The following is a 14,746-nucleotide window of genomic DNA, read 5'->3' as shown; positions in this document are numbered from 1 at the left end:
CGGCACTCACTTGGTGAGCCCCATGAGCGTAATCAGGTCGTACGCCACGTGGGAGGCAGCCACACCGGTAATGTCCGCGTGATCGTAGGCAGGTGCCACTTCCACCACATCCGCTCCAACAAGGTTCATTCCGCGCAGACCGCGGAGGATCTCCAGCAGTTCCCGGCTGGTCATGCCGCCGGCTTCCGGAGTTCCCGTTCCGGGTGCGTGGGCAGGGTCCAGCACGTCGATGTCAACGGAGATGTAGAGCGGGCGGCCGCCGATCCGGTCCCGGAGCTTCGCCACCACTTCATCCACACCCTGGCGGAAAACGTCGGAACTGGTGATGATCCCGAAGCCGAAGCGGCGGTCGTCTTCAAGGTCCTTCTTGCCGTACAGCGGGCCGCGGGTACCCACATGGGAGATCGCCTCGGTGTCCAGGATCCCTTCCTCCACAGCACGGCGGAAAGGTGTGCCGTGGGTGTATTCGGCGCCGAAGTAGCTGTCCCAGGTGTCCAGATGTGCGTCAAAGTGCAGCAGCGCCACAGGTTCCCCGGCCCGTTCGGACGCGGCGCGCAGCAGGGGCAGGGCGATGGTGTGGTCCCCTCCGAGGGTCAGCAGCCGGGCACCGTCCGCCGTCAGGTCCAGTGCCCCGGCCTGGACTGTTTCAATGGCCTCGTTAATGTTGAACGGGTTCACGGCGAGGTCACCGGCATCCGCAACCTGCAGGTTGGCGAACGGCGAGGTGTCCTGCGCCGGGTTGTACGGGCGCAGCAGCCGGGACGCCTCACGGATGTGGTTTGCACCGAAGCGGGCGCCCGGGCGGTAGGAAACTCCGGTGTCGAACGGCACGCCGAGGACAGCGACGTCGGCGCGTTCCACCTGGTCCAGCCGCGGAAGGCGGGCGTACGTGGCGGCACCGGCATAGCGCGGGACTTTGGCGGCGTCGATCGGGCCGACTTTGCCGTCCACGTTGATGCGCGGCTGCGTCTGTGGTGAATCCATTGAGTGCTTCTCCGGTTCGTTGGGTGCCGAGGGCCCGAGCCTACCGGAAACCCAGCTAGGAGTTATCTAATAGGCATCAAATGTTTATCGGAAGGCTAAAGTGGAACCGCGATCGGCGTCAAGACTAGGCTGTGACTATGGCGGACCGGGTTTCCTATGCGAACAATGATGGAATGAACTACGACGTCGATGTCCTGATCGTGGGTGCCGGGCCCACCGGGCTGGCCCTCGCAGCCCAGCTTTCCGGCTACGGAACGAGCTTTAGGATCATCGACCGGCGGCAGGGTCCCTCGACCCAGTCCCGTGCACTGGCAGTGCAGCCGCGCACCCTGGAGGCACTGCGGCCCTTCGGGATCAGTGCCGCCATGGCCAGCAGGGGAACCCCGGCGCATCAGCTGAAGCTGCACCTTCCGGAGGAGACAGTCTCGGTTGGACTGTTCGACGTCGGCATTGAAGACTCCGCCCACCAGCAGCTGCTGTTCCTGCCGCAGTCCGAGACCGAACAGATCCTGCTCTCCTACCTGGCCAGCCGCGGAGTGCGTGTTGAGCGGGGAGCCGAGCTGCTGGAACTTGAACGCCTGGTTCCCGACGATCCCTTCGCGGGCATGGAAGCACGGGTACAGCGCCAGGACCGTGGAATTGACCGGATCCGCGCCCGGTACATCGTGGGTGCGGACGGCGCCGAAAGCACCGTGCGCCGCCGCGCCGGGATGGATTTCCGCGGCTCCGGCTACGCCGACACATTTGTCCTCGCTGACCTTGAGGTGGACGGCGCAGATCCCGGCGCTGTACACGCTTACCCCACAGAGGACGGTTTTATGGTCCTCTTCCCCCTGGGCCGGCCTGCTTCGTGGCGGATGATCAGCCTGAAGGAGCGCGGGGACAACAGCGCAGTGACCCTTGAATCCCTGCAGGCGGTTGCCGACAAGTTCTCCGGCGGCGGCCTGGTCCTGCACGATCCGAAGTGGATCAGCAGTTTCCGGCTCTCGCACCAGATGGCCGAATTCTTCCAGTCGGGCTCCGTGTTCCTGGCCGGCGACGCCGCCCACGTTCATTCCCCCATTGGCGGTCAGGGAATGAACACCGGTATCCAGGATGCGCTGAACCTGGGCTGGAAGCTCGCCCTGGGCGCACGGGGGCTGGCTACGGACGAGCTGATCGACAGCTACGACGCTGAACGCCGGCCGGTGGCCCGCGGAATCGTCGGGTTCACCGATCGCCTCTTCAAACTGGCAACGAGCCGAAGCGGACTGAAGAAACTCCCGCGTACCAAGCTGCTGCCTGCCCTGGCGCCGTCCATCGCTGCGAACGAGCGGCTGCGCAGCCGGGCGTTCCGCACCATGTCCCAGCTCGGCATCCATTACCGCGGCAGCACCATGACTGAATCCGCGCTGAACCGGCGCCCGGCGCTGCTGGCCTCCGGGCCGAGGCCCGGCGACCGGCTGCCTGACGCCGTTGTGCATTACCAGGAGAAGGAACGGCGGCTGCAGGACCTGGTGGCCGCCCCCGGATTCCACCTTCTGCTGACCGGACCCGGCTGGCCTGAGGATACTCCGCAGCAGATCCATGCTGCCCTGGCCGGGCTCGGCCGGCTGCTCACCGTGCAGCGCCTGGTGGTGGGCAGCAAGCTCACCGCCTCCGGCCCGGGCGTCATCGAAGACGTGAGCGGACTGGCGTTTGAGCGGCTGGGCCTCTCACCGCGCCGGCCGGAAGTCCTGGTGATCCGGCCCGACGGCTACATTGGCTACCGGTCTTCTGGCACGGACATCACCGGCGCCGTGGCCTACCTGGAGCGGCTCATCGGAGCAGGCGCACGGTCTTCACTTCAAAGGGCCTGAACTCGAGGTCCCAGCGTCCGTCCGCGCGGCGTGGAATTTCCGCGCCCGCGGCGGCCGGACGTTCCAGCAGATCGGTCGCTGCTGCCGCCCGGGCGGCGAAGCCGGCTGTGAGCACCGCGCTGGTGTGGCCTCCCAGCGATTCGTAGAGCCGCAGGACGACGTCGCCGCTGCGGTCATCCGCCAGCTTCACTGTCTCGACCAGGACGCTGGACGGCGTGAGGACAGCGAGCGGAGGGACGCTTCCAGCGCCAGCGCCAGCCACGGTCCGCAGCGGGAGATTGAGCCGGTAACCGTCCTGCACTGCCTCCGCCACGGTCGCGTCCGGGCGAAGTGAAAACCTGAAGGTATGCACCCCCTGGTCCGCACCCGGGTCCGGGAAAAGCGGTGCACGCAGCAGGGAGGCACGCAGCAGGGTTCCGGTTCCGGCGTCCCTGGTCCCGGTCCGGGTGATGTCGTAGCCGTAGGTGGAATCGTTGGCCAGCGAGGCACCCCTTCCGTGTTCGCCCGCATGGATCCACCGGTGGGCCGGAACCTCGAAGCGGGCATGGTCCCAGGACGTGTTTTCGTGGGTGGGACGCTGGACGTGGCCGAACTGGATCTCAGCTGAGGCCCGGTCCGCCAGCACTGCCAGCGGGAATCCCAGCTTGAGCAGTTTCTGCTCCTCATGCCAGTCAGCCTCAATGTCCAGGTCCAGGGCCCTCCCGTCCGGGCTGAGCGAGAGAGTCTGGGTCACCGCTGAGCTCCCAAACTTGTACTTGAATGTCACTGAACGGTCCCCGGAACCGGTCATCACCCCGTGCAGGGACACGGGCGCCGTCCGGTCTGCCGCGTCAATGTCCCAGGCGTCCCATTGGTTGGGAGTGTCGCGGAAGAGCTGGAAGTGGTTGGCTACTTCACCGGGAACCACCAGCTCCCGTCCGCTGTCCCCGCGCAGCGAGGTGATGGCCCCTGTCGAACTGACCCGGGCGGTGAGATGATCCGAGGACAGCTGCCACCCGCCGTCGCCGGCTTCCAGCCGCGCCGCAGCGGGAGCGGCCATTTCGGCCTCACCGCCCATAGCCGGGATGCCCCGGAGTCTTACCGGCGCGGCATTGAACGTGAGGACCGCATTCCCCTCCCCCGCCAGAACCCGCTGGGCCCGGGCAATGATCCGCTCCAAATGCGCGGCTGCCCCGGCATACTCCCGCTCTGCGTCCTCGTAGACCCAGGCGATGGAAGATCCGGGCAGGATGTCATGGAACTGTCCCAGCAGCACCGTTTTCCACGCAGCGTCCAGCTCCTGGTACGGGTAGTCCGTGCCGCAGCGGACCGCGGCCGTTGCCGCCCAAAGTTCAGCCTCGTGGAGCAGGGCTTCGCTGCGCCGGTTGCCGCGTTTGGTGCGCGCCTGGGAAGTGTAGGTGCCGCGGTGGAACTGCAGGTACATCTCTCCGGACCACACCGGAGGATCGGCATAGTCCCGCTCCGCTGTCTCGAAGAAGGACCGGGGACTGGAGAGCTGCACCCGCGGAGATCCCTCCAGGGATGCGGTGCGGTAGGCGGCCGCCAGCATTTCCCGGGTCGGCCCGCCGCCCCCGTCGCCCCACCCGAAAGGCACCAGCGAAAGGTTCGTGGCCCCCTTTTCCCGGAACTGCCGCTGGGCCCGCGCAAGTTCCTGCCCGGTTAGCGCAGAGTTGTAGGTGTCCACCGGCGGGAAGTGCGTGAACACCCGGGTGCCGTCGATTCCTTCCCAGAGGAACGTGTGGTGCGGCATCACATCGGACTCGTTCCAGCTCAGTTTCTGGGTGAGGAACCACCGGGAGCCGGCCGCGCGGATCAGCTGCGGAAGGGCACCGGAATAGCCGAATGAGTCCGGCAGCCAGACGTCCAGCGGCTCGACCCCAAACGCCTCCAGGAAATACCTCTTCCCGAAGGTGAATTGCCGTACCAGCGATTCTCCGGACGGAAGGTTCGTGTCCGCTTCCACCCACATACCCCCGGCGGGCACAAACCGGCCTTCAGCAACCCGCGCGGCCACCCGTGCGAACAGCTCCGGATGGTCCTCCTCCAGCCAGGCATACTGCTGCGCGGAGGAGGCTGTGAAGACGAAGTCGGGATCGGTATCCATCAGCGCCAGGACGTTCGAGAAGGTGCGTGCCACCTTCCGCCGGGTTTCCCGCACCGGCCACAGCCAGGCGCTGTCAATGTGGGCATGTCCGACGGCGTGGATCCGGTGGGCGCTGGAGGCGGCCGGGGCGCTCAGTGCCTCTTCCAGCAGCGCCCGGGCCCTGCCCGCCGTCCCGGAAACGTCCTCCGGTGCGACCGCGGCGGCGGCCCGTTCCATGGCCCGCAGGAGATCATGCCGGCGGGGTGAGTCCATCGGCAGCTCATGCATCAGGCCCCACAGCACGGAGAAGTCCTGGGCAAGGTTCCAAACCTGTTCATCCAGCAGCGCCGTGTCAGCCCGCCGGAAGACGTACAGCGGTTCTTCACCGGCAGTGTCCCAGCTGCCCAGCGGGGTGGGGCGGAAGCTGAAATCCCCTATGACGTTCGGGGTGGCTGCGGCCTCCACCCAGAGCAGCAGTGCGCTGCCGGGCTCCTGCTCCAGCGGCACTGCCATGTTGGTCGACTCGAGCGCCTTCAGCACCCTTCCATCGGCGTCGTACACCAGCCCCTCGGCCTGGAAACCGGGCATATCGGCGCTGAACCCCAAATCGACCAGCGCTTCAGCCGCGAAGCCGGGGGCCGGAACGGGGACGGTCCCGGTTAACCGGAACCAGGTGGTGTGCCACGGTTTACCCCAGCGTGCGCCCGGTAAAACCGGCTGGTATGCCTGTTCAGCAGCCTCGGCAAAGCTGACCGGTTCGCCGGGACAGTCCCAGGCCTCCGCCTGCAGGGGCGAAAGCGAAGTCCACAGCTGCGGAGGCAGTCGCTGGGCCAGGAAACGGGCAATACGGCGTTCAGCAAGCTCGCGGTCCGGGTGCATGCGCCCACTCTGCGCGCAGCGGTGCCCGTTTGGAAGGTTGCTAGGCGGAGCCGGGGCTAACCAGTGTCCAAATTACGACGGCGGCGGCCCCGGTGTCGGGGTTGCGCCAGGAATGTGATTCCTTGCCCGGGAAGGTCACGGTGTCACCGGCGGCAAGGTTCATGGTCTCGGCTGCGAAGATAAGGTCAAGCCTGCCCTCGACGACGTGCAGCACCTCAACCGAACAGTCCACGGAGTACAGGTCCGTTTCACCGCTGCCTCCCGGGCCGATTTCCGAACGGATCACCTGGACCTGGCGTTCGGTGCGCGGAGTCAGCAGCCGCTCGTTGATTCCGCTGCCGCCGAGGTTGATTCCCGGCGCGTCCGGCCAGCGCACCAGCGTGGTCTGCGGCGGAAGGAACAGGTCACCGATCGAAATTGAAAGCACCTGGCAGAGCGTGACCAGCGACGCCACGGACGGTGAGGTGAGATCCCGTTCCACCCGGCTCAGGAAACCCTTGGTCAGTCCGGTTGACTCCGCGACCTGTTCAATGGTGAGGTGGCGTGCCTGCCTGGCGGTGCGGATCCTGGATCCGATGGCGATTGGAGCGTTGCTCGGTTCCACCGACAGTGCCTTCATCAATCCAGCCGTCCTTCCAACCCGGTAATCAGTGCCCGCCGGGATCCCGGGAAGCGCGTTTGTAACCGCCGTCCGGTCATTACGCAAGCAGTGCCGAGGCGGCATACTTCACACTAATTGACCGGTGCCACAGCCGCGCACTAGCGTAAGTAAACAATAGTTTCCCAGCGACATATGCCGGCTGCGGCCGGTTCCCCAGTACTGCACCGGGTCCGGACGGTTAATCCCCTGCCTGTCCGGCCCCGGTGCTTCCCATTTCCGGGGACTCGGCGTCGTCGGACGCAACTTCAGGGACCTCCGCGGGGTCGCCCTGGTCCTCACCAATCCAGACCTTGATCACGGCCCACGAGACGGCTGCTATCGGCACGGACAGGATCGCTCCGACGATGCCGGCAAGGATCGTTCCGGCGGTCAGTGCAAGAAGGATCACCAGCGCGTGGATGCTCAGGGTCCGGCCCATCACCACCGGCTGCAGGAAGTTGCCTTCGAGCTGGTTCACCGCGATGATCACGATCACCACGATCAGGGCCACCACCGGGCCGTTGGCCACCAGGGCAATCAGGGCCGCCAGGATGCCGGCCGCAGTCGCGCCGACCAGCGGGATGAAGGAACCAACGAACACAATCACGGAAAGCGGGAGAGCCAGGGGCACCCCAAGAATGAACAGGGCAGCGCCGATGCAGATGGCGTCGACGGCGGCGACGATGGCCGTCCCGCGGACGTAGCCGCCCAGGACTTCCATGGCCCTCGCGCCGGCAAGTGATGCCTTCCGGTGCCGTTCCCCGCTGAACCAGCGCAGGACGAACGCCCAGATCTTGTCCCCGTCCTTCAGGAAGAAGAACAGCACCACGGCCATGAGCACGAACCCGGTGGCGAAGGAACCGGCAGCGGACAACCCGGCCAGTGCCCCGCTGCCCACCGTCGAGGACGTCGCGAAGTCCAGTACGGCGTCGCGGGCTTCCTGCATGGCGGAATCGTCGACTGCAAACGGGCCTTCCTGCACCAGCCTGTACAGCTCATCGAATCCCGCGACCGCCTGGTCCACGAGTGTGGACCACTCGCTCCGCACCGCAAACACGATTCCGGTGACCAAACCGCCGAAGACAATAAGGAGCAGCAGGAAGGATGTGCCGGTTGCGAGTGCTCCCGGCCAGCCCTTGCGCCGCAGCCAGTTCACGAACGGTGCAATAGCCGCTGCAAGGATCAGGGCGAGCAGCACCGGAATGACCACCAGCGTCACCCGGGTCAGGGCATAAACCGCCACGCCAACGAGCAGCAGGACCAGCAGAAGCTGTGCCGAACGCAGCGCAGCGTGGCCGAGGCCGTCGTTCCAGTACCCCTGCAGCCTCCTCGACTCGGTCAGGTTCGAACTGGAGCCGGGTTGGCTGTCCATGTGTTTTCCCGTCTAGGTTGTGGGTCCGGCTTCAGGGCCGGCGTCCTTGGTCTGCAGTGATTCCTTGACGTGCCTCCGGAGGACCTTGCCGATCAGCGACCTTGGCAGGTCCGGTATCTGCACGATTCGGCGGGGAACCTTGTACGCTGCCAGCTCCTTGCGGACGTGCGAACGCAGCTCATCGGGGTCGAATTGCATGTCAGGACGGGCAACGACGGCAGCCACCACGTCTTCTCCGCCGCCGGTCCGGGTCAGCCCCACCACGGCAGCCTCGGCGACGGCCGGGTGGCGTTTCAGTGCTTCCTCGACTTCTGTCGGAGAGACGTTGAAACCGCCCGTGATGATAAGTTCCTTGATCCGGTCCCGGATGGTCACGAAGTCGTCGTCGTCCACCGAGACGATATCACCGGTACGGAACCAGCCGCCGTCGAGCAGTGCGGCCCGAGTTTCGGCGGGTTTGTTCCAGTACCCCTGGAAGACCTGGGGTCCGCGGATCAGCAGCTCACCGGCTTCGCCGCGGTGGCGTTCCCTGGTTGGATCCTCCGGGTCAACCACCTTGATGTCCGTCAGCGGGAACGGCACTCCCACGGTGCCGGCCTTGCGGGTGGGGCCCATCGGGTTTCCCAATGCCACCGGCGAGGTTTCGGTCAGTCCGTAGCCTTCGATCAGATAGCCGCCGGTGGCCTTTTCCCAAGCATCCACGGTTGCTGCCGGGAGGTTCATGGCACCGGAGATCGCGAACCGGACTCCCTTCAGGGAGATGCCCTGCTCCTGGGCCCCGGCCACAATCCGGTCGTAAATGGGCGGAACCGCGGGCAGGAAGGTCGGGGGCGTCTTCTTGGCCGCCTTCAGGACCAGGTCTACGTCGAACTTCGGGAAAAGGACCAGCCTCGCCCCAATGCTCATCGCGAAGGTGAGGCTGAGCGTCAGGCCGTACGCGTGGAACATGGGCAGTACGCCGTAGACGGTTTCCCTGCCCATCCGAAGTCCCGGAATCCATGCCCGTCCCTGGGCAGCATTGGCCATCAGGTTGGCGTGGGTGAGCATCGCCCCCTTGGGGTCCGCTGTGGTGCCGGAGGTGTACTGGATGGCAGCCAGGTCCTCTGCCTTAGGATGCGGGTGGCGCCGCGGCAGCGGCCTGTGGTCCAGGAGATCCTTCCACGCCACGACGCGGCGGCCGGCGCTGCGGGGCTTCTTCTCCGGAGCCAGCGCTGCACGGCTGCGGCGGGCGGCCGGGATGGGGAGCTTCAGCGCCAGCTGCGTGGTTCGCGGCATGGCGCTGATCAGGTCTACGGAAACGATGGTCCGGACGGGAATGTCTGCCGGCAGGGACTGGATCCGGTCAACTGTCTTGTCCCAGACCACCGCCACCGTGGCGCCGTGGTCCTCAAACTGGTGCCGCAGCTCGCGGTCGGTGTAGAGCGGGTTGTGTTCCACCACCACCGCGCCCAGGCGCAGGACGGCGTAGAACGCCACAACGTGCTGCGGGGCGTTGGGAAGTACCAGTGCCACACGGTCACCGCGCTTGACCCCAAGGCGTTTCAGCCCGGCGGCGGCCCGCCGGATCTGGTCGCCCATATCGCGGTAGCTTGTGGTGGCACCGAAGAACTGCAGCGCGGGTTTGGAACCGTATTTGCTGATTGAGTCCTCGACCATGTCCACCAGGGACCCTTCGGGGAGCTTTAGGTTCTGCGGCACGCCTTCCGCATAATGGCGTGTCCACGGCCGGTGAAAGTCAGGGAATCCCTTGGAAGCTTTACTCACGGTTGAACTCTATCCGCTGCTGGGCGGGGCGCATGCCCCCTGGGCGGGCGGGGAAGACCTGCATTTTTCGTTCACCCTCCTGAGGGGAATCGCGGCTGGCCTGGGCTACACTTGAAAGCTGAAGGGGAGTAGCTCCGGTACACGTCCAATCTTAGTTTCGGCTTCGGCCGCACAAAAATTGGAACGGATTTCCGAGGACTGTCGACATACTGGCTGCAGCAGCAGCCCGGCACTCCACCGCGGTGCACGGCACCCGGCGAGCGAGACCTTCGGCCAGTTATCAAGCTGGCCGGAGCGCCCCCTTTTTTGCTCCGGCCGTGACCAGGAGCGTGTGTGAACATCCCACCAACTCACGGGCAGTCACCCCCTGAGCGATCCAAGCCCACCAGCGCCGAACGACGCCGCTGGCGCCAGTACCTTGCCGATGAGCAGGCTGAAGCTGCTACCTACCGCTACCTCGCCGAACGCCGCGACGGAGAGGAACGGGACATCCTTCTGGCCCTGGCCGAGGCGGAGGGCCGCCATGAAGAGCACTGGCGCCGCCTGCTCGGACCGGAAGCGGACAAGCCGATGCGCCCCTCCTTCCGCAACCGGCTCCTTGGCCTGCTGGCCCGGCGGTTCGGTTCTGTCTTTGTGCTGGCACTCGCGCAGCGCGCGGAGGGCCGCTCCCCCTACAGCGACGACCCCAGCGCCACCAGCGCCATGGCAGCTGATGAACAGATCCATGAAGAAGTGGTCCGTGGCCTGGCCACGCGCGGACGCACCCGCCTCTCGGGCAACTTCCGGGCCGCTGTCTTCGGTGCGAACGACGGCCTGGTCTCCAACCTCGCACTGGTGATGGCAATTGGGGCCACCGGAGTATCAAGCACTTTCGTCCTGTTCAGCGGTATTGCCGGCCTTCTCGCCGGAGCACTGTCGATGGGTGCAGGGGAGTACGTCTCAGTCCGTTCGCAGCGGGAACTCCTGGAAGCCTCCCGGCCTACCCAGGTGACGCTGTCCGCTGCGAAATCCCTGGACATCGATGCCAATGAACTGGTGCTGGTTTACCGGGCCAGGGGCATGTCCAGGGAAGCCGCCGAGCACCGCGCGGCCGAACGCATGGGGCTGTATACCTGCGACTGCGACCCGTCCCTGTCCCTCCAGCCGGAGAAAATGCAGGAAGCCAGCGGAGAGGACCATGAGACCGTCGGCACGGGTATCGGAGCAGGCCTGTCCAGCTTCTGCTTCTTCTCCTCCGGCGCCATCATTCCCGTCCTGCCATACCTGTTCGGGATGGGCGGGTTGTCCGCCGTCGTTCTTTCCTGCGTCCTGGTGGGCATCGCCCTCCTGCTGACCGGGTCAATTGTCGGGCTGCTCTCCGGGGCGTCCCCGCTCAAGCGCGGACTGCGCCAGCTCGGTATTGGACTGGGTGCTGCCGCAGTCACGTACGCCCTGGGCCTGCTGTTCGGGACCGGCCCGCTCTAGCCGCCCCTCCCATCCAGATAACAGAAACTGCCCGTATGAGCGCTCATACGGGCAGTTTCTGTGCAGCGTCTGCTAGCGCGGAGTGGACGCGCTGACCTGGCGAAGCTCCGTGGTGCTGGGGCCGTTGCCCTCGTCCTCGGCGCTGATCAGGACGTTGCCTTCACCGATGGCTTCGGGCATGACTTCCGGCTCAAGGCGGGTAGCCAGCGGCTTCTCCTTGATGAACAGGCACAGGATCGTCGCTACAACTGCCATGGGCACCATAAAGAGGAACAGCGGAATCAGGGCCTCATTGTAGGACCGGATGATGATGTCCTGAATGGCTTCGGGCAGCTCATGGACAAGCTTCGGCGTCAGCGAATTGCCGCCTCCGGTTGCCGAGGCGGCGCTGGCGGGAAGCCGCTCGCCGAGCAGGTCCGAAAGCCGGTGCGCGAAGAGGCTGCCGACTACGGCCGAGCCCAGGGTGGCACCGATCTGGCGGAAGTAGTTGTTCGCTGCCGTGGCGGTGCCCACCTGCCGCATGGGGAAGGAGTTCTGCACCACCAGCACCAGGATCTGCATGTTCAGGCCCAGGCCAAGGCCAAGGACGGCGATGTAGACGCACAGCTGCCAGACAGGCGAGTCGGCTGTGATGGACCCCATCAGCAGCAGCGCCAGGATCATGATGGCCGAGCCTGCAATGGGCATCCACTTGTAGCGTCCGGTCTTGGAGACCAGTGAACCGGACAGCACTGAGCTGAACAGGAGGGCACCCATCATGGGGATCATCAGCATGCCGGCCTCGGTGGCGCTGGCGCCGGTGGCCATCTGCAGGTACGTGGGCAGGTAGCCGATGGCGCCGAACATGGCCACGGAAGTCAGCAGGCCGGAGGCGGTGGAGAGGTTGAAGTTCCGGTCCCGGAACAGTTCCATCGGGATGATCGGCTCGGCGGTGCGGCGTTCAACCATCACGAAGACGACGGCGGAAACAATGGTACCGGCGACCAGGCCCAGGATTACCGGGTCGGTCCATTCGTAGGTGCTGCCGCCCCAGCTGCTCACCAGCACCAGGCCGGTGGTGGCCAGCGCAATAAAGACCATGCCCCACAGGTCGATCCTGGGACGTGACGTCACGGCACGCGGCTTGAGGAAGAACAGTGCTCCCAGCAGTGCCAGCACGCCGACGGGGATGTTGAACCAGAACGCCCAGCGCCAGCCCGGACCCTCGGTCAGCCAGCCGCCGATGAGCGGGCCAACTACGGACGAGAACGCGAAGACGCCGCCCATCCAGCCCATGTACTTGCCGCGCTCACGGGCAGGCACGACGTCGGCAATGATCGCCTGGGACAGGATCATCAGGCCGCCGGCACCAATGCCCTGGATGACGCGGGCAATGATCAGCCAGGTCATGTCCGGTGACAGTGCGCCGACAACGGAACCTGCCAGGAAGATGATGATCGCCGCGACCAGGAGGTACTTGCGTCCGATCAGGTCGCCCAGTTTGCCGTAGATGGGCATCATCACCGTGGAGGCCAGGATGAAGGCCGTGATGACCCAGAGCATGAGGTTGGCACCATTGAGTTCACCCACGATCGTGGGCAGTGCGGTGCCGAGGATGGTCTGGTTCAGCGCTGAAAGGAGCATGGCCAGGACCAGTGCGGTGAATACCAGGACGAGGCTGGGTTTCTTCCCGTTGCTCGTGGGAGCTGCTTTGGCAGCTGTTTTCGTCATAGAAGTTCCTTGAAGACGTCTCGGAGGAGTTCGAGGCCCTGGTCGAGGGCCTCGAACTGTGCGGTGGAAGTGGGGGTAAGCCAGGTTTTTTGCATGACGTAGCGCATGCGGGTGCTGGCGGTGAGGACGATAGTGAAGGCGACGTCGTCGACGTCGTGTCCATACCAGCCGGAGTCAGGTCCCTGCTCGCGCCAGCGGCGGGATTCAGCCAGCTGGTTCCGGACAGTCTCAAGGACCAGCTGCTCGACCTTGAGGATGTACTGGTAGCGCTGATGACGCAGGTGCGGGAAGGCCTCATAGATGCGGGCCCGCTGTTCAGCGGAGTCTTCCCCACCCTGGATGGTGCGCAGGACGGAGAGCATCAGCGTGCTGACTTCGGCCAGCAGGTCCCCTTCGATGTCGAAGGACTCGAGCATGGCCGGGTCCACCCACGGATCCCGGAGGCCCAGGACGGCATCTTCCTTGCACGGGAAATAGTTGAAGAACGTCCGCGCTGAAACACCTGCCTCTTCGGCGACGACTTCAACGTTCACCCCTTCCAGTCCGTCTTCGACGGCGCGGCGGGCCGCGGCGGCGTGCAGCGCCGCCCAGGTTTCGGCGCGCTTGCGATCGCGGAGGGAAAGTAGTTGACTCACCGAACTACTTTGTCATCAGGGGGTAATTTTCACAACTGCAAAATTGCAGTTGTGCAAAGAATCACAGGAGGCTGAGCATTTTTACGGCTTGAGCATGACTTTCACGGCCTGCCGCTGGTCCATGGCCGCATAAGCTTCCGGGGCCTTCTCCAGGGACAGCACGGAGTCAAACACCCTGCCGGGATGGATCTTTCCCGCCAGAACGTCTTCGAGGAGCTCCGGCAGATAGGTGCGCACAGGCGCCATCCCGCCGCCCACCGTGATGTTCTTGGCGAAAAGTACTCCAATGGGCAGTTCCGCCCCGCCCGCGGGCACTCCGACGAATCCGACGCGCCCGCCGGGACGGGTGCAGCGCAGGGCCTGGTCTATCGACTCCGCCGTCCCAACGCATTCCAGCACTGCATCCGCGGGCACGCCGCCGAGCAGCTCACGGACCCGGGCCGCGCCTTCCCTGCCGCGTTCGGCTACGACGTCGGTGGCTCCGAATTCGCGGGCAAGCGCTGCCCGGTCCTCGTGCCGGGACATGGCGATGATCCGCCCGGCGCCCAGTCGCGAGGCGGCCAGGACGGCACAGAGGCCGACCGCGCCGTCTCCCACCACGACTACGGTTTGCCCCGGACCCACGCCTGCGCTGACGGCAGCGTGGTGGCCGGTGCCCATCACATCGGAGAGCGTAAGCAGGTCAGCCAGCAGTGCGTCATCGGGATCAACGACGCCGGGAACCTTCACCAGGGTTGCCTCCGCATTGGGCACCCGGACCGCTTCGCCCTGCGCACCCTGGACAAAGTCCCCGCGGGTATCTGTGCTTCCCCATCCGACCAGTTCTTCGCACGCGACCGTGACGCCGGAGCGGCAGGGCGGGCATTTCCCGCAGTTACCGGTAAACGGAGCAATCACAAAGTCGCCCGGGGCCAGAGACGCAACGCCGGTTCCCACGCTTTCAACTACACCCACGAATTCATGGCCAATCGCCCGCGGCTCGCGGGTTTCGCGGATACCGCGGTAGGGCCACAAGTCGGATCCGCAGACACAGGCCGCGCTCACCCGGACAACCGCGTCGCCATCGCGCAGCACCTGCGGATACTCCCTGTCTTCAACGCGGATATCGCCGGGACCGTGGATGATGGTGGCGCGCATAATGGCCTTTCTGTAAGCGGGCAAAGGTTCTCATACCAGCCTAACGGCGTAAGGGAAAGCCAGGTGCATGGGTAGTTCTCCCCATGTGCGGATTACGAATTCCGGATTACCGTGGGCAGTGAGGGCCAAACGGCAGCCCGAGACCCGGTTCAGTTCCCAGTCCAGTTCCCCTGGGAAGGCTCCGGACACCGCTGCCGGACACGGCTTTGATGGCAGGATACGAGCAAGAAACGGGTGGAA

At 65.5% G+C, this 14,746-nt stretch carries 10 protein-coding genes; 2 read left to right on the top strand and 8 right to left on the bottom strand.

The features are described 5' to 3' along the window. Positions 1-6: 6 nt before the first annotated feature. Positions 7-984: an agmatinase gene (speB, locus tag AO716_RS05395; RefSeq protein WP_055239946.1), complete on the bottom strand. Its 978-nt coding sequence runs from the start codon at positions 982-984 to the stop codon at positions 7-9. Positions 985-1,121: 137 nt separating this feature from the next. On the opposite strand from speB, the gene AO716_RS05390 reads away from it, so the two are divergent. Then, positions 1,122-2,822 (top strand): FAD-dependent monooxygenase, encoded by a 1,701-nt coding sequence (locus AO716_RS05390; protein WP_055239945.1) that lies wholly within the window; start codon positions 1,122-1,124, stop codon positions 2,820-2,822. Here the strand turns inward: AO716_RS05390 and AO716_RS05385 are convergent. From AO716_RS05385 to AO716_RS05370, 4 genes are all read right to left on the bottom strand, one after another. Next, positions 2,782-5,784 (bottom strand): alpha-mannosidase, encoded by a 3,003-nt coding sequence (locus tag AO716_RS05385; RefSeq protein ID WP_055239944.1) that lies wholly within the window; start codon positions 5,782-5,784, stop codon positions 2,782-2,784. The genes AO716_RS05390 and AO716_RS05385 overlap by 41 nt on opposite strands. Positions 5,785-5,824: 40 nt before the next feature. Further along, a complete protein-coding gene (locus AO716_RS05380; RefSeq protein WP_055239943.1) occupies positions 5,825-6,403 on the bottom strand; it encodes a helix-turn-helix domain-containing protein in 579 nt (192 codons plus the stop codon). A gap of 220 nt (positions 6,404-6,623) precedes the next feature. After that, entirely contained in the window at positions 6,624-7,796 is a 1,173-nt protein-coding gene (locus AO716_RS05375) for an AI-2E family transporter (protein ID WP_055239942.1), read from the bottom strand. A gap of 12 nt (positions 7,797-7,808) precedes the next feature. Further along, entirely contained in the window at positions 7,809-9,560 is a 1,752-nt protein-coding gene (locus AO716_RS05370; RefSeq protein ID WP_055239941.1) for a long-chain-fatty-acid--CoA ligase, read from the bottom strand. A 339-nt stretch (positions 9,561-9,899) separates the two neighbouring features. Here AO716_RS05370 and AO716_RS05365 point away from each other — a divergent pair, with 339 nt between their 5' ends. After that, positions 9,900-11,024 (top strand): VIT1/CCC1 transporter family protein, encoded by a 1,125-nt coding sequence (locus tag AO716_RS05365; protein WP_055240096.1) that lies wholly within the window; start codon positions 9,900-9,902, stop codon positions 11,022-11,024. 72 nt (positions 11,025-11,096) lie between these two features. Here AO716_RS05365 and AO716_RS05360 read toward each other — a convergent pair whose 3' ends face one another. From AO716_RS05360 to AO716_RS05350, 3 genes are all read right to left on the bottom strand, one after another. After that, positions 11,097-12,734 carry an MDR family MFS transporter gene (locus AO716_RS05360; protein WP_055239940.1) on the bottom strand — a complete coding sequence of 546 codons (1,638 nt, stop codon included), beginning with the start codon at positions 12,732-12,734 and terminating at the stop codon, positions 11,097-11,099. Continuing rightward, a complete protein-coding gene (locus AO716_RS05355) occupies positions 12,731-13,369 on the bottom strand; it encodes a TetR/AcrR family transcriptional regulator (RefSeq protein ID WP_055239939.1) in 639 nt (212 codons plus the stop codon). Before AO716_RS05355 ends, AO716_RS05360 begins: the two co-directional genes overlap by 4 nt. Before the next feature lie 81 nt (positions 13,370-13,450). Beyond that, positions 13,451-14,506, bottom strand: coding sequence for a zinc-binding dehydrogenase (locus AO716_RS05350; RefSeq protein ID WP_055239938.1), 1,056 nt, complete (start codon positions 14,504-14,506; stop codon positions 13,451-13,453). Between the last annotated feature and the right edge of the window lie 240 nt (positions 14,507-14,746).

The organism is Arthrobacter sp. Edens01, assembly GCF_001307035.1.
GTDB lineage: Bacteria > Actinomycetota > Actinomycetes > Actinomycetales > Micrococcaceae > Arthrobacter_B.
This window is presented reverse-complemented; position numbering and strand designations above follow the sequence as displayed.

What these genes read in the sequence shown, in the direction of transcription:
- AO716_RS05390 (WP_055239945.1), top strand. Translation starts at nt 1,122, where the DNA reads ATGGCGGACCGGGTTTCCTATGCGAACAATGATGGAATGAACTACGAC.
- AO716_RS05385 (WP_055239944.1), bottom strand. Translation starts at nt 5,784, where the DNA reads ATGCACCCGGACCGCGAGCTTGCTGAACGCCGTATTGCCCGTTTCCTG.
- AO716_RS05375 (WP_055239942.1), bottom strand. Translation starts at nt 7,796, where the DNA reads ATGGACAGCCAACCCGGCTCCAGTTCGAACCTGACCGAGTCGAGGAGG.
- AO716_RS05360 (WP_055239940.1), bottom strand. Translation starts at nt 12,734, where the DNA reads ATGACGAAAACAGCTGCCAAAGCAGCTCCCACGAGCAACGGGAAGAAA.
- AO716_RS05350 (WP_055239938.1), bottom strand. Translation starts at nt 14,506, where the DNA reads ATGCGCGCCACCATCATCCACGGTCCCGGCGATATCCGCGTTGAAGAC.
- AO716_RS05380 (WP_055239943.1), bottom strand. Translation starts at nt 6,403, where the DNA reads ATGAAGGCACTGTCGGTGGAACCGAGCAACGCTCCAATCGCCATCGGA.
- speB (WP_055239946.1), bottom strand. Translation starts at nt 984, where the DNA reads ATGGATTCACCACAGACGCAGCCGCGCATCAACGTGGACGGCAAAGTC.